This window comes from Pseudomonas sp. FSL L8-0168, assembly GCF_037976155.1.
Lineage (GTDB): Bacteria > Pseudomonadota > Gammaproteobacteria > Pseudomonadales > Pseudomonadaceae > Aquipseudomonas > Aquipseudomonas paracarnis.
Genome location: NZ_CP150262.1, coordinates 3,151,457 through 3,169,969, shown reverse-complemented (window position 1 = coordinate 3,169,969; position 18,513 = coordinate 3,151,457). Strand labels below are relative to the sequence as shown.

30 protein-coding genes and 1 tRNA gene are annotated in these 18,513 nt (G+C 58.0%); 17 read left to right on the top strand and 14 right to left on the bottom strand.

The features are described 5' to 3' along the window. The first annotated feature begins 5 nt into the window (after nt 1-5). From rbsK to MHH62_RS14300, 3 genes are read left to right on the top strand one after another with little or no spacing between them, the layout of a single operon-like run. Complete coding sequence (gene rbsK / locus MHH62_RS14310) at nt 6-923, top strand: ribokinase (protein WP_019820904.1); 918 nt, start codon at nt 6-8, stop codon at nt 921-923. Then, entirely contained in the window at nt 920-1,324 is a 405-nt protein-coding gene (rbsD, locus tag MHH62_RS14305; protein ID WP_019820905.1) for a D-ribose pyranase, read from the top strand. The genes rbsK and rbsD overlap by 4 nt, the downstream gene beginning before the upstream one ends. Before the next feature lie 27 nt (nt 1,325-1,351). Then, nucleotides 1,352-2,380 carry a nucleoside hydrolase gene (locus MHH62_RS14300; protein WP_019820906.1) on the top strand — a complete coding sequence of 343 codons (1,029 nt, stop codon included), beginning with the start codon at nt 1,352-1,354 and terminating at the stop codon, nt 2,378-2,380. A 29-nt stretch (nt 2,381-2,409) separates the two neighbouring features. Here the strand turns inward: MHH62_RS14300 and MHH62_RS14295 are convergent, their stop codons facing one another. Then, nucleotides 2,410-2,616, bottom strand: a complete 207-nt coding sequence (locus MHH62_RS14295; RefSeq protein ID WP_014719124.1) for a hypothetical protein — start codon at nt 2,614-2,616, stop codon at nt 2,410-2,412. Between the two features lie 156 nt (nt 2,617-2,772). Between MHH62_RS14295 and MHH62_RS14290 the strand changes: the two genes are divergently transcribed. Both MHH62_RS14290 and MHH62_RS14285 read left to right on the top strand, forming a co-directional pair. Then, nucleotides 2,773-3,078: a hypothetical protein gene (locus MHH62_RS14290; RefSeq protein WP_014719123.1), complete on the top strand. Its 306-nt coding sequence runs from the start codon at nt 2,773-2,775 to the stop codon at nt 3,076-3,078. Between the two features lie 144 nt (nt 3,079-3,222). Then, nucleotides 3,223-3,543 (top strand): I78 family peptidase inhibitor, encoded by a 321-nt coding sequence (locus tag MHH62_RS14285; protein ID WP_003192494.1) that lies wholly within the window; start codon nt 3,223-3,225, stop codon nt 3,541-3,543. 67 nt (nt 3,544-3,610) lie between these two features. Here MHH62_RS14285 and MHH62_RS14280 read toward each other — a convergent pair whose 3' ends face one another. After that, the gene (locus tag MHH62_RS14280) at nt 3,611-3,823 is read right to left on the bottom strand and encodes a cold-shock protein (RefSeq protein ID WP_003192493.1); all 213 of its coding nucleotides are present in this window, start codon (nt 3,821-3,823) and stop codon (nt 3,611-3,613) included. Nucleotides 3,824-4,112: 289 nt separating this feature from the next. Next, nucleotides 4,113-4,427 (bottom strand): hypothetical protein, encoded by a 315-nt coding sequence (locus MHH62_RS14275; RefSeq protein ID WP_019820908.1) that lies wholly within the window; start codon nt 4,425-4,427, stop codon nt 4,113-4,115. A 364-nt stretch (nt 4,428-4,791) separates the two neighbouring features. Between MHH62_RS14275 and thrS the strand changes: the two genes are divergently transcribed. The 9 genes from thrS (at nt 4,792) to MHH62_RS14230 (ending at nt 12,246) form a co-directional block, all read left to right on the top strand. After that, the gene (gene thrS, locus MHH62_RS14270; RefSeq protein WP_003192490.1) at nt 4,792-6,714 is read left to right on the top strand and encodes a threonine--tRNA ligase; all 1,923 of its coding nucleotides are present in this window, start codon (nt 4,792-4,794) and stop codon (nt 6,712-6,714) included. Next, nucleotides 6,714-7,265 (top strand): translation initiation factor IF-3, encoded by a 552-nt coding sequence (gene infC, locus MHH62_RS14265; RefSeq protein WP_015884933.1) that lies wholly within the window; start codon nt 6,714-6,716, stop codon nt 7,263-7,265. The genes thrS and infC overlap by 1 nt, the downstream gene beginning before the upstream one ends. Before the next feature lie 59 nt (nt 7,266-7,324). After that, a complete protein-coding gene (gene rpmI, locus MHH62_RS14260; RefSeq protein WP_002553160.1) occupies nt 7,325-7,519 on the top strand; it encodes a 50S ribosomal protein L35 in 195 nt (64 codons plus the stop codon). Nucleotides 7,520-7,548: 29 nt separating this feature from the next. After that, on the top strand, nt 7,549-7,905 hold the full coding sequence (gene rplT / locus MHH62_RS14255; RefSeq protein WP_003192488.1) for a 50S ribosomal protein L20: 357 nt from the start codon (nt 7,549-7,551) through the stop codon (nt 7,903-7,905). A gap of 109 nt (nt 7,906-8,014) precedes the next feature. Continuing rightward, a complete protein-coding gene (gene pheS, locus MHH62_RS14250; protein WP_003192486.1) occupies nt 8,015-9,031 on the top strand; it encodes a phenylalanine--tRNA ligase subunit alpha in 1,017 nt (338 codons plus the stop codon). A gap of 26 nt (nt 9,032-9,057) precedes the next feature. Beyond that, on the top strand, nt 9,058-11,436 hold the full coding sequence (gene pheT / locus MHH62_RS14245; protein ID WP_122300006.1) for a phenylalanine--tRNA ligase subunit beta: 2,379 nt from the start codon (nt 9,058-9,060) through the stop codon (nt 11,434-11,436). 3 nt (nt 11,437-11,439) lie between these two features. Beyond that, on the top strand, nt 11,440-11,742 hold the full coding sequence (ihfA, locus tag MHH62_RS14240) for an integration host factor subunit alpha (RefSeq protein WP_002553164.1): 303 nt from the start codon (nt 11,440-11,442) through the stop codon (nt 11,740-11,742). Further along, nucleotides 11,723-12,079 (top strand): MerR family transcriptional regulator, encoded by a 357-nt coding sequence (locus tag MHH62_RS14235; protein ID WP_003174972.1) that lies wholly within the window; start codon nt 11,723-11,725, stop codon nt 12,077-12,079. Before ihfA ends, MHH62_RS14235 begins: the two co-directional genes overlap by 20 nt. A gap of 90 nt (nt 12,080-12,169) precedes the next feature. Next, nucleotides 12,170-12,246: transfer RNA gene (locus MHH62_RS14230), tRNA-Pro, on the top strand. 79 nt (nt 12,247-12,325) lie between these two features. Here MHH62_RS14230 and MHH62_RS14225 read toward each other — a convergent pair. Genes MHH62_RS14225 through MHH62_RS14215 form a run of 3 tightly spaced genes read right to left on the bottom strand, consistent with a single transcriptional unit; the run spans nt 12,326 to nt 13,982 of the window. Further along, entirely contained in the window at nt 12,326-13,489 is a 1,164-nt protein-coding gene (locus tag MHH62_RS14225) for a tyrosine-type recombinase/integrase (RefSeq protein ID WP_339233035.1), read from the bottom strand. Then, complete coding sequence (locus MHH62_RS14220; protein WP_339231176.1) at nt 13,375-13,761, bottom strand: hypothetical protein; 387 nt, start codon at nt 13,759-13,761, stop codon at nt 13,375-13,377. Before MHH62_RS14220 ends, MHH62_RS14225 begins: the two co-directional genes overlap by 115 nt. 2 nt (nt 13,762-13,763) lie before the next feature. Further along, on the bottom strand, nt 13,764-13,982 hold the full coding sequence (locus MHH62_RS14215; protein WP_339231174.1) for a hypothetical protein: 219 nt from the start codon (nt 13,980-13,982) through the stop codon (nt 13,764-13,766). A gap of 177 nt (nt 13,983-14,159) precedes the next feature. Here MHH62_RS14215 and MHH62_RS14210 point away from each other — a divergent pair, with 177 nt between their 5' ends. After that, on the top strand, nt 14,160-14,351 hold the full coding sequence (locus MHH62_RS14210) for a hypothetical protein (protein ID WP_238346546.1): 192 nt from the start codon (nt 14,160-14,162) through the stop codon (nt 14,349-14,351). A 35-nt stretch (nt 14,352-14,386) separates the two neighbouring features. Here the strand turns inward: MHH62_RS14210 and MHH62_RS14205 are convergent, their stop codons facing one another. The 7 genes from MHH62_RS14205 to MHH62_RS14175 form a co-directional block, all read right to left on the bottom strand. Next, nucleotides 14,387-14,683 carry a hypothetical protein gene (locus MHH62_RS14205; RefSeq protein WP_339231171.1) on the bottom strand — a complete coding sequence of 99 codons (297 nt, stop codon included), beginning with the start codon at nt 14,681-14,683 and terminating at the stop codon, nt 14,387-14,389. A gap of 51 nt (nt 14,684-14,734) precedes the next feature. After that, on the bottom strand, nt 14,735-15,112 hold the full coding sequence (locus MHH62_RS14200) for a hypothetical protein (protein WP_339231169.1): 378 nt from the start codon (nt 15,110-15,112) through the stop codon (nt 14,735-14,737). A gap of 62 nt (nt 15,113-15,174) precedes the next feature. After that, a complete protein-coding gene (locus MHH62_RS14195) occupies nt 15,175-15,498 on the bottom strand; it encodes a hypothetical protein (RefSeq protein WP_339231167.1) in 324 nt (107 codons plus the stop codon). A gap of 89 nt (nt 15,499-15,587) precedes the next feature. Then, entirely contained in the window at nt 15,588-15,884 is a 297-nt protein-coding gene (locus MHH62_RS14190) for a hypothetical protein (protein ID WP_339231166.1), read from the bottom strand. Beyond that, nucleotides 15,881-16,249, bottom strand: coding sequence for a hypothetical protein (locus MHH62_RS14185; protein WP_044275277.1), 369 nt, complete (start codon nt 16,247-16,249; stop codon nt 15,881-15,883). Before MHH62_RS14185 ends, MHH62_RS14190 begins: the two co-directional genes overlap by 4 nt. After that, complete coding sequence (locus MHH62_RS14180; RefSeq protein ID WP_339231165.1) at nt 16,246-16,614, bottom strand: DUF4406 domain-containing protein; 369 nt, start codon at nt 16,612-16,614, stop codon at nt 16,246-16,248. The genes MHH62_RS14185 and MHH62_RS14180 overlap by 4 nt, the downstream gene beginning before the upstream one ends. A 44-nt stretch (nt 16,615-16,658) precedes the next feature. Next, nucleotides 16,659-17,582 carry a DNA cytosine methyltransferase gene (locus MHH62_RS14175; protein ID WP_339231164.1) on the bottom strand — a complete coding sequence of 308 codons (924 nt, stop codon included), beginning with the start codon at nt 17,580-17,582 and terminating at the stop codon, nt 16,659-16,661. Nucleotides 17,583-17,659: 77 nt separating this feature from the next. On the opposite strand from MHH62_RS14175, the gene MHH62_RS14170 reads away from it, so the two are divergent. Both MHH62_RS14170 and MHH62_RS14165 read left to right on the top strand, forming a co-directional pair. Further along, nucleotides 17,660-17,860, top strand: coding sequence for a hypothetical protein (locus MHH62_RS14170; RefSeq protein WP_339231162.1), 201 nt, complete (start codon nt 17,660-17,662; stop codon nt 17,858-17,860). An 80-nt stretch (nt 17,861-17,940) separates the two neighbouring features. Next, complete coding sequence (locus MHH62_RS14165; protein ID WP_339231160.1) at nt 17,941-18,159, top strand: hypothetical protein; 219 nt, start codon at nt 17,941-17,943, stop codon at nt 18,157-18,159. Here the strand turns inward: MHH62_RS14165 and MHH62_RS14160 are convergent. Then, complete coding sequence (locus MHH62_RS14160) at nt 18,137-18,469, bottom strand: hypothetical protein (RefSeq protein ID WP_339231158.1); 333 nt, start codon at nt 18,467-18,469, stop codon at nt 18,137-18,139. The two genes, MHH62_RS14165 and MHH62_RS14160, sit on opposite strands and share 23 nt — an antisense overlap. Between the last annotated feature and the right edge of the window lie 44 nt (nt 18,470-18,513).

Below are 18,513 nucleotides of genomic sequence, written 5' to 3'. Positions count from 1 at the left end.
GATGTATGCCAGCAAAAGTAGTGGTAATAGGCAGCTTGAACATGGACCTGGTCACTCGCGCCAGTCGCTTGCCGCGTGCCGGTGAAACCCTGATCGGCCAGACGTTCTCCACTGTGCCCGGCGGCAAGGGCGCCAACCAGGCCGTCGCCTCGGCACGCCTGGGGGCGAGTGTCGCCATGGTGGGATGCATCGGTACCGACGCCTATGGCAGCCAATTGCGCGATGCGCTGTTGGTGGAAGGGATCGATTGCCAGGCCGTCAGCACGGTGGACGGCTCCAGCGGTGTGGCATTGATCGTGGTCGATGACAGCAGCCAGAACGCCATTGTCATTGTGGCCGGCAGCAACGGTGAGCTGACGCCTGCGTCGCTGCGAACGTGCGACGCTGTGCTGCAGGCGGCAGACGTGATCATCTGCCAGCTTGAGGTGCCGATGGAGACTGTTGGGTATGCGCTCCAGCGGGGGCGCGAACTGGGCAAGACGGTCATTCTCAACCCGGCCCCGGCAAGCGGGCCGTTGCCCGCTGATTGGTATGCCTCGATCGATTATCTGATCCCCAATGAAAGCGAGGCCAGCGCTCTGAGTGGCGTGACGGTCGACTCCCTCGACAGCGCCAAGGTCGCCGCGACCGCGCTGATCCAGGCGGGCGCCGGTAAGGTCATCATCACCCTGGGCGCCCAGGGCGCGCTGTTTGCCGACGGCCAGAGCTTTGAGCACCTGGTGGCGCCGAAGGTCAAGGCGGTGGATACCACCGCTGCTGGCGATACCTTTGTCGGTGGCTTTGCCGCCGCGCTGGCCGCGGGCCAGAGCGAAGCCCGGGCGATCCGTTTTGGCCAGGTGGCGGCGGCATTGTCAGTGACCCGCGCCGGCGCTCAGCCTTCCATTCCTACGCTGCACGACGTACAAGGTTTTGTGCCCGCATGAAAAAGACACCTTTGCTGAATATCGCACTGTCGCGCGTGATCGCGTCCCTGGGTCACGGCGACATCCTGGTCATCGGCGATGCCGGCCTGCCGGTGCCTCCCGGCGTCGAACTGATCGATCTGGCACTGACTCAGGGCATCCCTGACTTCATCAGCACCTTGCGCATCGTGCTTAGCGAAATGCAGGTGGAAAGCCATGTGCTGGCAGAAGAGATCCTGCTGAAGCAACCGCCCGCGCTGACCGCGCTAAATGCGCTCACAGAGCAGGCTGCACTGGGTGAGCGCCGCCTGCTCAGCCATGACCAATTCAAGCAATTGAGCCGCAATGCCCGCGCCGTGGTGCGCACTGGCGAATGCCAGCCGTACTGCAATATCGCGCTGGTGTCCGGCGTAACGTTCTAGCGTCCCCCCAATGACAAGGAGTGCTTTATGCAACGTGGTCTACCTACCCTGAAAAACCTGTTCCGGAGTGTTCTGCTTTTGTCCGCGCTCACTGCTGCAAGCGCCCAAGCGGCGGAAAAAATCGACCTGATCATCGATACCGACCCGGGTGCCGATGACGTGGTGGCCTTGCTGTTCGCCATGGCCTCGCCGCAGGAGTTGAGCATTCGTGCGCTGACCACCGTCGCCGGCAATGTGCGCCTGGACAAGACCTCCCGCAACGCACGCCTGGCGCGCGAGTGGGCAGGGCGCGAGGACATCCCGGTGTACGCCGGTGCGCCAGCGCCGCTGCTGCGCAAACCGATCTACGCCGAGAATATTCATGGCAAGGAAGGCATCTCGGGCGTCACGGTGCATGAACCGAAAAAAGGCCTGGCCGAAGGCAATGCGGTCGACTATCTGATCAACACCCTGAGCAGCGCCAAGCCGCACAGCATCACCATCGCCATGCTCGGCCCGCAGACCAACCTGGCACTGGCGCTGACTCAAGCGCCCGAAATCACCCAGGGCATCAAGGAAGTGGTCGTGATGGGCGGCGCCCACTTCAACGGCGGCAATATCACCCCAGTGGCCGAGTTCAACCTGTTCGCCGATCCGGTGGCGGCGGAGATCGTGCTCAAAAGCGGTGTGAAGTTGACCTACCTGCCGTTGGACGTGACCCATAAAGTCCTCACCAGCGACGCCCGCCTGAAGAAGATTGCGGATCTGAACAACAACGCGAGCAAGGTCGTCAGCAGTATTCTGAATGAGTACGTCAAAGGCGATATGGAGCACTACGGCATTCCGGGTGGCCCGGTCCATGACGCTACCGTGGTGGCGTACCTGCTCAAGCCTTCGCTGTTTAGCGGTCGTGAGGCCAATATGGTAGTCGACAGCCGCGAAGGCCCGACCTTCGGCCAGACCATCGTCGATTGGTACGATGGGCTCAAGCAGCCAAAGAATGTGTTCTGGGTTGAGAATGGCGACGCCCAGGGCTTCTTCGATCTGTTGACCGAGCGCCTGGCGCGTCTGAAGTAAGTGAGCGGGGCGGCGCTCGTCGCCCGGTTCTAATCGCGCTCTTGGGCGCCCCTGTAGTCGGCCGGGTATTTCTCGAATATCTGGCCGATGAACGCTTGCGCCGCCTGGGTGCCCAGTTCCTTGACCAACAGATCGATACCAATGATCGCCAGTTCTTCCGGGCTTCCGGGGCTGTAGGAACTTTGCCCTTGGGGCCACTTGGCTTTGATGTCGGCTTGAAGCGTTACGGTGGTCATGGAAATCTCACGGGCTGAAAATGCGGGGTAGTGCACTGGAACGCCGTTCCAGAGGGGCGCAGTTAAGCATTTTGTACGGCATTTGGCACTGCTACTTAGGCATGAAGCAGCGGCTGTGCGACACTGTCGGCCTGTTAAATGGCCGGGAAACACCGCGTGCAAATCGATTTGAGCAACCCCGACAACCTGACGCTGGAGGCCGTGCGCCAACTGCTTGGCAGCGCCAGTGACGACGAACATACCCAGCTGCGGGTGAGCAAGGCAGGCGTTGCCTACATTTCTTCCGGCGTAGTCGGGGGGGCTGATATCGGTGGCCTGCTGTTTCGCCTGGAGACCTGGGCCAAGGGGTCCGGTTATGTCGGCCTCGTGGCGGCCAGTGATGAAGTGTGGGTCATGCAGATTTTTAACGCGCTGAAGCAGAATTGGCCTACAGCGACGTCAGACTATATCGACATCTACTAAGTGCGTTCATATCTAGTCACGATTGACAGGGCGCTTGCCAGCAGTGAGTCAGGCAGACTTGCCCACAAGCGGTTAACGTCTTGAAACCAATCGCTTTGACTGATGTCGCACGATCTCTCTCCACTTTTTATCATAGGAGGCTTCATGCCTTGGAAGCTCGCATCATTCGGTACTTTGTTGGCTGCGCTCGCGTTGGCAGGTTGCAGCACCCCGGGTGCCTCTGAGCCAGGCAAAGCTGCCACTGCGACCGATGCCGGTCATAGCCGCTGTGAGTCGAAGGCTGCAGAGTTCGCCATCGGCCAGAAGGCCTCGCCCCAGTTGCTGGAGCAAGCTCGCACACGTGCCGGCGCGCAGAATGCACGCATTCTCAAGCCCAATGACATGATCACGCTGGAATATCGCTCCGACCGCTTGAACCTGAACACCGACAACAATCTGGTGATCAACCGGGTTAACTGCGGCTGATACGGCTTTTGCATCACCCATAAAAAACCCCGTCACATGGACGGGGTTTTTTTAGCTCAGCGGAGAATTACTCGCCGCGAACCTGTGCAGCTTGCATACCCTTTTGGCCTTTCTCAGCCACGAAGGAAACGGTTTGGCCTTCTTTCAGGCTTTTGAAACCGTCGCTTTCGATAGCTTTGAAGTGTACGAACAAGTCGTCACCGCCACCTGTAGGAGTGATGAAGCCGAAGCCTTTTTCATCGTTGAACCATTTAACGGTGCCGGTTTGGCGATTAGACATGGTGTATCTCCAAGAAACATATATTTTCAGTAGTGCTGTGCTGCTCAGGCCAACTGGGCACACTGGGCTATCATAGTCGAAATGTTCGGCTTGGGAGCCCCCCCAAGGCACTGTTTGCTAATCAATCGCTTTGCGTTTGATTTATCATTCGGCTGAAAGCCCCGATTTACGGGGCTTTGCGACGAAATATCAGCTGTTAAAAAAAGCCGTAAAACCTGCATAATTTGTGTGAAATGGCAGTTTTCAGGCTGTTTTTCCAGCGAAATGGCCGTCGAATCGTCAGCCAATCTTACTTTTTCTTCACCACTTTGCAGGACGAAATAGCCGCGACCGCTTTGTTTTTAAGCTCCGGGCTGGCGTTCTGGTTGGTCATCAATTCCTTGATCTCGGCAGTGCTCAATTCGGCATTGATCTTGTCAGCGCCGCATTCGCAGTGGGCCTTGGCGGTCTTGACGTCCACGTTCTGGCTGGCGGCGGCACTGCAGTCGTTGACGAAGGCGTCACGGGCGCCGGCTGGCCAGTTGGAAGGCGCTGCAGCCTGCGCGCCGAGGGAAAGGAGGCTCAGGGTAGCGGCGACAGCGAGGGTAGAGGTAAAACGCATCATGGGATGCTCCTTTGGGTCGAGGACGAACGGCGATTCTCAGTGGCTTTGAGGCCCTGCGTACAGCTCAAGTTCACTTTCGCAGCTATAAAGCCATGAATTGCTCTTTACCCAACGCTTGGCCGACGCGATGACCGTTCATCTGTGCTAGCATCCTTGCCTGGCTATTTCCGGGCGCGCCATTTGCCGCCTTGCCAGGTCCTTTTTGTTCACTCCAGTCACTCTGGTTCGATTATCGGTTGGCCGAAAGGCTCCTGCCGCTGTAAGGCAGGCGTTCTTCATTGAACGGCCTGGTGTTGGATCTTGTACTGGCTCATCCCAACCCACGTGACCTTTGGTAGGGGTCACCACTAGGAGAGGAGGCGCCATGCCAACTATTACTCTTCCCGACGGCAGTCAACGTTCATTCGATCATCCGGTTTCCGTAGCCGAGGTCGCCGCATCCATTGGTGCTGGCCTGGCCAAGGCCACCGTGGCCGGCAAGGTCGACGGCAAGCTGGTTGACGCCAGCGACCTGATCACCAGCGACGCCAGCCTGCAAATCATCACGCCCAAGGACCAAGAGGGGCTGGAGATCATTCGCCACTCTTGCGCGCACTTGATTGGCCATGCGGTCAAGCAACTGTATCCAACCGCCAAGATGGTGATCGGCCCGGTCATTGAAGAAGGCTTCTATTACGACATCGCCTATGAGCGTCCTTTCACTCCGGACGACCTGGCGGCCATCGAGCAGCGCATGCACGCGCTGATCGAAAAAGATTACGACGTCATCAAGAAAGTTACCCCCCGTGCCGAAGTGATCGACGTGTTTACCGCGCGTGGCGAAGACTACAAGCTGCGCCTGGTGGAAGACATGCCGGACGAGCAGGCCATGGGCCTGTACTACCACGAAGAATACGTCGACATGTGCCGTGGCCCGCACGTGCCGAACACGCGCTTTCTCAAGTCGTTCAAGCTGACCAAGCTGTCCGGTGCCTACTGGCGCGGCGATGCAAAGAACGAGCAACTGCAACGGATCTACGGCACTGCCTGGGCTGACAAGAAACAGCTGGCCGCCTACATCCAGCGCATCGAAGAAGCCGAAAAGCGCGACCACCGCAAGATCGGCAAGCGCCTGAACCTGTTCCACCTTCAGGAAGAAGCGCCGGGCATGGTGTTCTGGCACCCGAATGGCTGGACCCTGTACCAGGTGCTTGAGCAGTACATGCGCAAGGTGCAGCGCGAAAACGGTTACCTGGAGATCAAGACTCCACAGGTGGTCGATCGCAGCCTGTGGGAGAAATCCGGGCACTGGGCCAACTACGCCGACAACATGTTCACCACCCAGTCGGAAAACCGCGACTACGCCATCAAGCCGATGAACTGCCCGTGCCACGTGCAGGTCTTCAATCAGGGCCTGAAGAGCTACCGCGAGTTGCCGATGCGCCTGGCCGAATTCGGTGCCTGCCACCGTAACGAGCCATCGGGTGCGCTGCACGGCATCATGCGCGTGCGTGGCTTCACCCAGGACGACGCCCACATCTTCTGCACCGAAGAGCAGATGCAGGCCGAGTCCGCAGCGTTCATCAAGCTGACCATGGACGTTTATCGCGATTTCGGCTTTACCGAAGTCGAGATGAAGCTGTCCACTCGTCCGGAAAAGCGCGTCGGTTCCGACGAGCTGTGGGATCGCGCTGAAGCGGCACTGGCCGCTGCGCTCGACAGTGCGGGCCTTGCGTACGATCTGCAGCCGGGTGAGGGCGCCTTCTACGGTCCGAAGATCGAGTTCTCGCTCAAAGATTGCCTTGGCCGTGTCTGGCAGTGTGGTACCCTGCAGCTCGATTTTAACCTGCCGATCCGTCTGGGAGCCGAATACGTCTCCGAAGACAACAGCCGTAAACACCCGGTTATGCTGCACCGGGCGATCCTCGGTTCGTTCGAGCGGTTCGTCGGTATCCTGATCGAGCACTACGAGGGCGCGTTCCCTGCGTGGCTGGCTCCGACTCAGGCAGTGATCATGAATATCACTGATAAACAGGCAGATTTTGCCGCTGAAGTTGAAAAAACTCTCAACGAAAGCGGGTTTCGTGCCAAGTCCGACTTGAGAAATGAAAAGATCGGCTTTAAAATCCGCGAGCATACCTTGCTCAAGGTTCCCTATCTCTTGGTTATCGGAGATCGGGAAGTCGAGATGCAGACTGTCGCTGTGCGTACTCGTGAAGGTGCTGACCTGGGCTCGATGCCCGTCGCCCAGTTCGCTGAGTTCCTCGCGCAAGCGGTTTCCCGGCGTGGTCGCCCAGATTCGGAGTAATTATTATTAAGCGTGAAATGAGACAAGATAAACGAGCTGCACCGAAAGCCCCGATCAACGAGAATATCTCGGCACGCGAGGTTCGGTTAATTGGCGCTGATGGCGAGCAGATTGGCATCGTCTCGATTGATGAAGCGCTTCGTATTGCAGAAGAGTCCAAGCTGGACCTGGTGGAAATCTCCGCCGATGCAATCCCACCTGTTTGTCGGGTGATGGACTACGGCAAATCGATCTTCGAAAAGAAGAAGCAGGTTGCCGCAGCGAAGAAGAACCAGAAGCAGATTCAAGTAAAAGAAATCAAGTTTCGTCCAGGGACGGAGGAAGGGGATTACCAGGTAAAACTGCGCAACCTGGTACGTTTCCTGAGTGATGGGGACAGGGCCAAGGTATCCTTGCGATTCCGCGGCCGTGAGATGGCCCACCAGGAGCTGGGGATGGAACTCCTCAAGCGGGTTGAAGCTGACCTGCTCGAGTACGGTTCGGTCGAACAGCATCCTAAGATGGAAGGACGCCAGCTTATTATGGTCATCGCCCCGAAAAAGAAGAAGTAATCAACAGGGCACGGCAGGCCTTCTGATTATGTTTATCAACTGAATGCGGAGTACCGAACATGCCAAAGATGAAAACTAAAAGTGGTGCTGCTAAGCGGTTTCTGAAAACTGCTAACGGCATCAAGCACAAGCACGCTTTCAAGAGCCACATCCTGACCAAAATGTCGACCAAGCGTAAGCGTCAACTGCGCGGTAGCAGCTTGCTGCATCCGTCTGACGTGGCAAAAGTCGAGCGCATGCTGCGCCTTCGTTAATTTTGGTTCAAGAATAGAGGAAGTAACTCATGGCTCGTGTAAAGCGTGGCGTCATGGCCCGTAAGCGTCACAAAAAAATTCTGAAACTTGCTAAAGGCTACTACGGCGCGCGTTCACGCGTATTCCGTGTTGCCAAGCAAGCGGTAATCAAGGCAGGCCAATACGCCTACCGCGACCGTCGTCAGAAAAAACGTCAGTTCCGCGCTCTGTGGATCGCTCGTATCAATGCTGGTGCACGTGTTAACGGTCTGTCCTACAGCCGTTTCATCGCTGGCCTGAAAAAAGCGTCCATCGAAATCGACCGTAAGGTTCTGGCTGAACTGGCCGTGAACGAAAAAGCGGTGTTTGCTGCGATTGTCGAGAAAGCTAAAGCCTCCTTGGCTTAAGTACCCCCGACAGTCACCCTGGGCTACTCCTGTGGCCCAAGGTGGTAAACGTCATAAATAGGGGAAGAGCCTTCAAGCTCTTCCCCTATTTTGTATCTGGAGTCTGTACATGGAAAACCTGGACGCGCTCGTCGCCCAAGCCCTTGAGGCTGTGCAAAGCGCTGAAGATGTAAATGCCCTGGAGCAAATCCGGGTTCACTACCTTGGCAAGAAAGGTGAATTGACTCAGGTGATGAAGACCCTGGGAAATCTGCCTGCTGAAGAGCGTCCGCAAGTCGGTGCGCTGATCAACGTCGCCAAGGAGCGTGTCACAGAGGTTCTCAATGCGCGCAAGGCGTCGCTCGAGGAGGCCGATCTTGCGGCCAAGCTCGCCGCCGAGTCCATTGACGTGACCTTGCCTGGTCGTGGCCAGGCCTCGGGCGGTCTGCATCCGATCACCCGGACTCTGGAACGTATCGAACAGTTCTTTACCCACATCGGCTACGGCATTGCCGAAGGCCCTGAGGTCGAAGACGACTACCACAACTTCGAGGCGCTCAACATCCCAGGCCATCACCCGGCCCGGTCGATGCACGACACCTTCTATTTCAACGCCAACATGCTGCTGCGCACCCATACCTCGCCGGTACAGGTCCGCACCATGGAAGCGAACAAGCCGCCGATCCGCATTGTCTGCCCAGGCCGTGTGTACCGTAGCGACTCGGATATCACCCATTCGCCGATGTTCCACCAGGTCGAAGGCCTGCTGGTTGATCGCGATATCAATTTCGCCGACCTCAAAGGCACCATCGAGGAATTCCTGCGGGTGTTCTTCGAAAAAGAGTTGGCGGTACGTTTCCGTCCTTCGTTCTTCCCGTTCACCGAGCCATCCGCCGAAGTCGACATGGAATGCGTGATGTGCAGCGGTAAAGGCTGCCGTGTGTGCAAGCAGACCGGCTGGCTGGAAGTGATGGGCTGCGGCATGGTTCACCCCAACGTGCTGCGCATGTCCGGGATCGACCCGGAAGAGTTCTCGGGCTTTGCCTTCGGCATGGGCGTTGAGCGTCTGGCCATGCTGCGTTACGGCGTGAACGACTTGCGTCTGTTCTTCGACAACGACTTGCGGTTCCTCGCGCAATTTCGCTAGTCGTAACGAATCTTTAGGAGAGCAGGATGAAATTCAGTGAACAATGGCTGCGTGGCTGGGTAAGCCCGCAGGTAGATCGCGACGAGCTGGTTGCTCGTCTGTCGATGGCCGGTCTTGAGGTCGATAGCGTTACGCCGGCCGCCGGTGTTTTCAGTGGTGTGGTGGTGGGCGAGGTGTTGAGCACCGAGCAGCACCCGGATGCCGACAAATTGCGTGTGTGCCAGGTCAGCAACGGTTCGGAAACCTTTCAGGTCGTATGCGGAGCGCCTAATGTGCGCCCGGGCCTGAAGATCCCGTTCGCCATGATTGGTGCCCAGTTGCCGGGCGACTTCAAGATCAAGAAGGCCAAGCTGCGTGGCGTTGAATCCAACGGCATGCTGTGCTCCCAGGCCGAGCTGCAAGTGGGTGAGGGCAATGATGGCCTGATGGAGCTGCCGGCCGACGCGCCAGTGGGTCAGGACATTCGTGCTTACCTGGAACTGGAAGACGCCAGCATCGAGGTCGACCTGACCCCCAACCGCGGCGACTGTCTGTCCCTGGCTGGCCTGGCCCGTGAAGTGGGCGCGCTGTACAACGCACCTGTCACTCGTCCAGTGGTCGCTGCCGTACCGGCGGTACACGACGAAGTGCGCTCGATTGAGGTACTGGCACCAAACGCCTGCCCGCGTTACCTGGGGCGTGTGATCCGTAACGTGGACCTGTCCAAGCCAACCCCGCTGTGGATGGTCGAGCGCCTGCGTCGTGCCGATGTACGCAGCATCGACGCCGCCGTCGACATCACCAACTACGTGATGCTGGAACTCGGCCAGCCGTTGCATGCGTTTGATCTTGCCGAAATCAATGGCGGCATCCGCGTGCGTATGGCCGAAGAAGGCGAGAAGCTGGTGCTGCTCGATGGCCAGGAAGTCAGCCTGCGTGCCGACACTCTGGTCATCGCCGACCACGCTCGCGCCCTGGCAATTGCCGGCGTGATGGGTGGTGAGCACAGCGGTGTATCCGCGACCACCCGTGACGTATTCCTTGAAAGCGCGTTCTTCGACCAGATCGCGATCGCTGGCAAGGCTCGTTCCTACGGCTTGCACACCGATGCGTCGCACCGCTACGAGCGTGGCGTGGATTGGAAACTCGCCCGTGAAGCCATGGAGCGTGCTACCGGCCTGCTGCTGGAAATTACCGGTGGTGAAGCCGGCCCGATTACCGAAACCGTCAACGAACAGTTCCTGCCGTCGATTGCGCCGATCACCCTGCGTGCCAAAAGCGTTGAGCAAATGCTCGGCCTGGTCATCGAACCGGCTGAAATCGAGCAACTGCTGTCCGCGCTTGGACTGGGTATTTCTGCGGGTGGGGAAGGGCAGTGGCAGGTTGCAGTACCTAGCCATCGCTTCGACATCAGCCTGGAAGTCGACCTGATCGAAGAGCTGGCGCGCCTGTACGGTTACAACCGCCTGCCGGTTCGCTATCCGCAAGCACGCCTGGCACCGCAACCCAAGGCCGAAGCGCGTGCGCACCTGCCTGAACTGCGTCGCTTGCTGGTGGCTCGTGGTTATCAGGAAGCTGTGACCTATAGCTTCATCGATCCAAAGCAGTTCGAACTGTTCAACCCTGGCGTTGAGCCGTTGCTGCTGGCCAACCCGATCTCCAACGATATGGCTGCCATGCGTTCGTCGCTGTGGCCGGGCCTGGTGAAGGCGCTTTCCCACAACCTGAACCGCCAGCAAGACCGCGTGCGTCTGTTCGAAAGCGGCTTGCGTTTCGTCGGCCAGCTTGATGGCTTGAAGCAAGAGCCGATGCTGGCGGGCGTCGTTTGCGGCAGCCGTCTGCCAGAAGGCTGGGCGCAAGGCCGTGAGGTCGTGGACTTCTTCGACGTCAAGGCAGACGTGGAAGCGGTGCTCGGCTTTGCCGGTGCGTTGGACGCCTTTACGTTCGTGCCGGGTAGCCACCCAGCCTTGCATCCAGGCCAGACTGCACGTATCGAGCGTGAAGGTCGCTTGGTAGGCTTCGTGGGCGCCATTCACCCAGAACTGTCGAAAACCTTGGGGCTGGACCGTCCAGTCTTTGTGTTTGAGCTAGTCTTGGCTGAAGTTGCGTCGGGCAAGATGCCTAAATTCAGCGAGTTGTCGCGCTTCCCTGAAGTGCGTCGCGACCTGGCCCTGATTGCCGACCGTGAAGTCGCTGCCACTGCAGTTCTGGATGTAATCCGTGAAAATGCAGGGGAATGGCTGACAGACCTCAGGCTATTTGACGTCTATCAGGGTAAAGGCATTGATCCGCATAGAAAAAGCCTTGCAGTTGGCTTGACCTGGCAGCATCCATCGCGCACTCTTAATGATGATGAGGTGAATACCACGACGCAAAATATCCTCACCTCGCTCGAACAAAGGTTGAACGCCACGTTAAGGAAGTGACGTATGGGGGCTTTGACGAAAGCTGAGATGGCGGAACGTCTGTACGAAGAGTTGGGTCTGAACAAGCGCGAGGCCAAGGAATTGGTTGAGCTGTTTTTTGAAGAGATCAGACACGCTCTGGAAGACAACGAGCAGGTCAAATTGTCCGGTTTCGGCAATTTTGACCTGCGAGACAAACGCCAGCGGCCTGGCCGCAATCCAAAAACGGGAGAAGAAATCCCGATCACGGCTCGCCGTGTGGTCACCTTTCGTCCAGGGCAGAAGTTGAAGGCCCGAGTTGAGGCTTATGCTGGAACCAAGTCATAACGACGAGCTACCCGTCATCCCAGGCAAACGCTACTTCACCATTGGTGAAGTCAGCGAGCTGTGTGCGGTAAAACCGCACGTGCTGCGCTATTGGGAGCAGGAGTTTCCTCAACTCAACCCCGTCAAACGCACCGGGAACCGTCGGTATTATCAGCGCCAGGACGTGCTGATGATCCGACAGATCCGCGCGTTGCTGTACGACCAGGGGTTCACCATCAGCGGCGCACGTCAGCGTATGTCCGGTGATGAAGCCAAAGACGACACCACCCAATACAAGCAACTGATCCGCCAGATGATCTCCGAATTGGAAGATGTACTGGTGGTGCTGAAAAAATGATTCAAGCTTTAAAAATACTTCCACATTTCAAAAGCTTGCGGTATATTCCGGTTCGCTTCGTTAAGAAGCGAACCCAGTAACACGCCTAGTCGGGGCGTAGCGCAGTCCGGTAGCGCACTAGCATGGGGTGCTAGGGGTCGAGTGTTCGAATCACTCCGTCCCGACCATATTTTTCAATGACTTAGGCCAATGTTCACAGCATTGGCCTTTTTCATGTGCGTGACATTTGCGTGACTTCTCGTTTTTTCACGCCTGCTTCCTCTTCAAGATTGTCAGTATCGGTCCGCGAGAATCGGTTGCTGATACCATGTTCGCAGCTTCAATCAGATGACCGAGCTCAGCGCCCGAGTAGTGACTGGTGATGCTGCCGTTCTTGTGCCCCAAAAGGGCCTTGCGGTCTTCCTCAGTTACGCCTGCTGCGCGTAGCCGACGGCCAAACGTGTGTTTAAGGTCATGGATCCTGATGGATGCATACCCAGGGTGAGCGGGGCGAAGGTTTTCCTCCTGCCAGAGTTTCGCCGCTCTCACCCGCGCCTTCTTCCAGGCCGAGTCGTTCATGCGGTGCATCGCGGTGCCGTTGTATGGGAAAACCCATTCCTTGCTGATGCCGCGCTGCTTCTCGATGATCGACCTGGCCACGCTGTTCAGCACCACCAGCCTCTCGTCACCGTTCTTCACGCCAGAGCGCTCATGCCTGCCACCAAAGTCGGCCGGTATCAGAAAAACGCTGGTGCCCAGTTCCGGTACCGCAATCTCCCAATCCCATCTCAGCTTGCAGACCTCCTGCTCCCGTGTGCCGGTGTTCACCTTGAACAGCGCCATCGTTTGCAGGTGGGCGGGCAACTCTCCAAAAAGAATCAACTGCTCCGGCCATGACATCGGGTACGGCTTGCGGCTCGACTTCTTCTCTTCCAGCTTTGTGAGCATCGGCACGCTATCCAGCCACGGCCTGCGCTCATCGTCTCGCCACTTCCTGGCACACAAAGACAAAACCCGAACCACACGCTCGATCGAGATATTCACCGTTCTGTTGCTGACACCCTTCTTTACCTTCCCGCCTTCCAGCTTCTTGGTCGCCAACCTGTCTTTGATGAAAGGCACCAGGGCCTGATCATCAATATGGGTCAGCGGCATGTCGCCAATGAACGGGTCGAGCTGTGAGAGGTGATGCGCCGAAAGCTTGATAGACGGCTGGTCTTTGAACTCCAGCAGGAAGCGAGTTGCCGCCTCCCGCCAGATCCTCACCCTCTTTACTCCATACACCTTCTGCTGCCGGATCTGCTCAAGCCTGTAGATCAGGTAGCGCTCTGCTTCTTCCCGGTCACCAGTTCCAGTGCTTTCGTAAAGTCGTTCTCCGTTGATTTTCTTGTCGATATGCCAGATACCTTTCCTTTGGGAGAGGCCTGTGATCGATTTTCGCGCCATGATTTATCTCCTTTCTGGCGCTCGCTGCGGTGCGATTGTTGCTCCGTTGCGCCTTTTTTATCAATCGCCTTTGCCTCGACGTACGCCGTGGCCCAGTCGTCCAGCTCCTGTCGATCAAAGCCAACGCCGCGCCCGCCGATGGGGAACTCGCTGACGAAGGGCCTGACGGTCTCGTCGAAAATTGCACGGCACATGCCTAGGTACCCAGGCGCTTCCTTTGCTCGGATGAATCGAGGTATCAGTTGTTGCGCGCCCATACTTACCTCCCGCCCACCGTGGGCCGCGCTGTCTTGATGATGTGGATTGCAACGCCGAAGCTGACCAGCAGCCAGGCGCATGTGCCGGCGAAGGCGTAGAGCAGTGCCTCGGTGGTGCCGGTGTCCAGCAGGTCGATAGCGAACCAGCCGAACCAGCCGAGGGTTCCTACCAGGTACAACAGGGCGCCCAGTACAGTCAGGGTGAGTTTCATAGCGAACATGGGGGGTGTCCTAGCCGCGCTGGGGCGGCGTATAGGGGATTGGAGTGATAGCTTTCTGCCTATCTTTCAAACAGGACCGAAGCGGTGTACAAAAGGGTTCAACTTAGTTCGTGATGAGGCATGGACGTGTCACACAACTTCGATGCTCCGATAGCGCACGCTTACCGGGGCCATGTGATGTTTCTCAAGTTCGACTGGCGCCGCCCGAACGACCAGAGCCCTGTTGCTGCAAAGATCATTGAACCAGCACCCATCAATGGCTTGGGTGAGGTTGCAGCAAAGTTAGAAGGCCCTTGGCCTGACTATCCGGCAGCGCTTGATGACGCGATGGCGGCAGCTGAACGATGGATCGATAGTCAGCTTCCTTGATCCCGCTCACCGGCAGGCATGTAGGGGGATTGGGGTTAGGAACTGATGGTGATGCCCGCAGCGTCGATCGCTTTGAAGCAAGCGTTGCGCATTTGAATCTTGGCGTGGTGGGCATCCAGCCAGCTATCATCGATGGCGTCTTCTGGCGGTTCAGGCGAAGGCCCAACCGTTGGCAGCTCCACAACCAGCCTCTCGCGGGATGCGCTCCAGCCAATCCAGCACATGCCTACGTACAGATTGATGTACTCACCATTTGTCCGTTTCGACAGACTTGCTCCCGGAAACCGGGTCAAATGCCACGCTTCGAACTTTTCCTGCGCTGTCTGCGTCATGGCTTATTCACCTTGTAGATGAAGATGTAGGCGAACCAGAGGGGGGGGCGATCATGGCGTCACCCGCTTGATTTGCGCTTCGACCCATTCGCGCATCCTGATCCAGCGCTCTTCCGGCGTTTCAGGTCGCCATCCGGTGGTTCCATCGGCCCTGAGGCCGTAAACGCCTGGGTGTTCGTCGTTCTCCCAGACTATTTCCCGGACCATAGCCTCGGCCAACCCAAACTTGTCCGCGACAGCCTGCGAGTCATCTGGATCAATCACCGACATATCCAGGTTGCGCGCATTGCCAACAACCCCAAGCGTGCAGAATTCCCCTTCCGCCTGGAGCTCTTCGGTTACAAGGCGCTTAACCTGCATTGCGTCCATCGCTTCCGCCAGCTCTATCAGGAAGGCCTGACCACGCTTGCCCCGCAGCGCCGAGTTCACGGCGCCTCTCCAGCAGACCAGAGCCCAGGTGTTTTCGCCATCATCGCAATATCCGCTCCGGCTCATGGCGTCACCCGCTTGCGCACCCACACACAGATCGGGCCGTCGTCGGTATCGTGGATCGAGAAGATGAACCAGCCTTCGCCAGGAGGATTGGTCGGGTGCCAGGCCGCACAATCGGCGATACCTTCAGCAAGCCACGACGCCTGCACTTCCTCTGACGCGTCGTATTCGAAAGCCAGTTCGCGCGCTTCCAGGCCGCGCGAGTCAAACCAGGCGTATGGGATCAACTCGTCTTCGGTGGATGGCCAGGCCGGGTGGGTCCAGTAGCCGTGTGCGTCACGCTCAACTGGTAGCGGCTGGATCAAAACAGTTTCTTCAGGCATGACTTCGTCCTTGCCGCTATAGCGGCTGACTTTGAAGGGGGAGGGGTTAGAGGTTTTGCGGGTGGAGTGCGGATGTACTCCTGTCGGGGTCAGACGCCCGGGCGTCCCTTGAAGGCGAGCCAAATGTAGTGGCGGCCTTTGGCTGTGACTTTGATCTTGCCAACCTGCCGGTTCCAGGTGATCAGCCGCAGCTCTTCGAGGATGCTCGTCAGCGTGTGGCCTTGGTGCCAGCCGGCCAGCGCCTTGATGCATCCCTGGGCCAATAGCCCGCGAAAGTCATCGTGCCCGAAGTTGGTGCCCTGGAACGAGCTCTGCACCTGCTCATCGGCCACCAGGTCGGTGATTGTTCTCACGTTCGGGTCGAGCCTGTAGCTTTTGTGGGTCATGGCAGTTCGTCCCCGGCGATCATCTTGCAGGGGCCTAGGCGTACAGCCTTGAGTTCAGCCCGCAGATCATCTACCTCCTGATCGGCAGCGGTCAGGCGCTGTTGCAGTTCATCAGCGCGCCGCCAGTCGTTGAAGTTCGGAACAGGCTTGCCGGCCATGCGGTGTTCAATCATGGCCCAGACAAGGTGGTACTCCGGCCAGTCAGATTCGACGACAACGCATTCGCGGGTCCGTAGGCTGTTGCGTGAAATCCACTCGCCCAATTCCTTGCTGCGTTTGTTTTTGTCTCCAGAAGGGCTGTTGAACTCCAGGTCCTTGATCTTGATTACGACGTAGCGCTCTTCGCGCTTGAATTCACTGCTCATACAGCCTCCCTCGTTACCAGATCATGGGCATCCACAACGGTCATGCCGAGCTTCTCGGCGATCAGGACCTCCAGGCGGGCGCCTTGCGACTTCTCCCAGTCCGGCAGCAGGGCGATCATTCCGCAAAGGCCCAGGCGGGTCAGGTCGTAGGCCATGTAGTCGGCCCACTGCGCGCCCTCGACGACGCCGTGGTCTGCGGGGTTCTCGACTTCGTAGCCCTGGGCGCGCAGTTTGTCGGCCATGGCGTTGAAGGCCGGGTAGTTGAAGTCGACGATACCAGTCATGGGGCCGGCCACGTAAACGCGGTTGGCTCGGGCGACCTGGAGCGTCACGCCACTGGCGAAGAATTTGGTTTCTGTAGGCATGGTGAGTCCTTGCCGGGCCATGCCCGGGCGGTGGAGTGGGGGAGTTATGCGGCTGCGAGGTATGCTTCGATAACTCGCTGTCCGGCCAGCGGCGGTACTGCGTTGCCCGCCATGTGCATGGTCAGCCGGTGGTTGTCAGGTCGCAGGGTATTGGCCGGGAATGACTGGGCGGCCAGAGCCTCACTTGCACTGAGCATTCTCATCTCGTCGCCGCGTACCAGCGCCCACCGATCCAGCGTGGTGATGGTGCCGATGGGTCTGCCCATGTCTCTGCCCGTGAGCCCAGATCCTTTGCCGTAGTAGGGCATGATGAACTGATCACCGAAGCGATCCCTGCCATTGGCCACGCGTGCAAGAGTTGCCGTGGCGCGTCCTGGCTTATCTATGAGCGACCATTTTCCGGAATTGAAATCAAGGAAGCTGGTGGCTGGCACATGCTCATGCCGCTGTATCTGGAGCATCAGTGGCGCCCTGCTGCGGGTCAGCACCAGAAACAGGCGAATACGATGCTGGGGGACGCCCAGGTCGGCGCAATCGACGATGTGCGGTGCAACCTGGTAGCCAAGAGCCTGAACAGCTGCGAGCCAGGCCGGATATAGCGCCCAGTCCATGAACTCGGCTACGTTCTCCAGTATCCCGCCTTCAGGTCGGTGAAACTCAAGCGCAGAGACAACTGCCCAGGCAGTCGAGCGGCTCGCGTCGTGCTGTGGGTTGCCCGATGACTTGCCGCGCGCCTTGGAATGGCCCTGGCAACATGGAGATGCCAAAAGCAAATCATGCTTGGGGACTGTTTCCCACTTGGCTTGATGAAGGTCTTGGCAGACATGCTGAGTGCTGGGGTGATTGGCGCTGTGCCATTTGACTGCCTCGGGCCAATGGTTGGCAGCCCAAAGAACGTCAACGCCGGCGGCGCGCGCACCGGTACTCCATCCGCCAAGCCCGGCGAATAGGTCAATTGCTGTATGCATAGGGGATCCTCGCCGGCTGGCGTGATTCGTTGATAGAAGTGATAATCTTTTCTGATTGGCTACCAGGGAGAGCGGTTATGGCAGGTAAAAGGCTTGAAGCGTTCCGCGAGTGGCTCACGCCGCGAAAGCGGTTTTGGGTAGGCGTGGCTTTTCTTGTCATCGGGGCATTTGGCCCGCTTTTCTATCCAGGCCTGAATGGTTATTGGGGATTCTTTATTGCTCCCGGAGTCATATTTCTGGGCAGCACATGGAAACCCGACGCTACAGATAAACGTTGAGTTTCTCGCCGGCTGGCGCTGTTCAGTGATATGGGGTATTACGGGTGACCGGCATGGAGCCGGATCAAGGAGAGAAGAAGATGGCTACAGATCGTGAAATTCAATTGGAACAGGCACTGGTGGCAGCATTTGGGGCCGCTGAAGCGCTCGGTCTCGATCACTACAAGCTGTACGAAAAATCCCAAGAACTGATCCTGGATAACAGCAAGTATCGCCACGTCGGTCATCCGCACGTTACGAAAGTTTGTAATGAGCTGCAGTCAGCTTACGAACAGTTCAAGACTGCCGAGGGGGAATAATTTCGTCGCCCGGGTCTTTCTGGATGGCGAGCAGGCTTTTATTGCGGAATTCTCGCGCCACAATTTCCGTAGGTTCGAAAACGTGGCGCGGTGGATTCAGTAGAGGCTGGCACTTCGCAGAACCCAGCGCGTGCAGGTGATGAATCATCAGCGTCATCGCCTCGCCTTGCTCAGTAATGCCTGACCACTCCATCAGTTCGGCCAGCGCCTGGCGGGTGCCGGGGCGAACCCTGAGCCTCAATTCCTCTTCGGCAAGTGCCACGCGCTTCCTGGCGGTTTTCGCCGAGCGCTCCTGCACAGTCTTGGCCATGGCCTACCTCTTCTATTCCGCTGGCCGGCAGTGCGAGCCAGGTT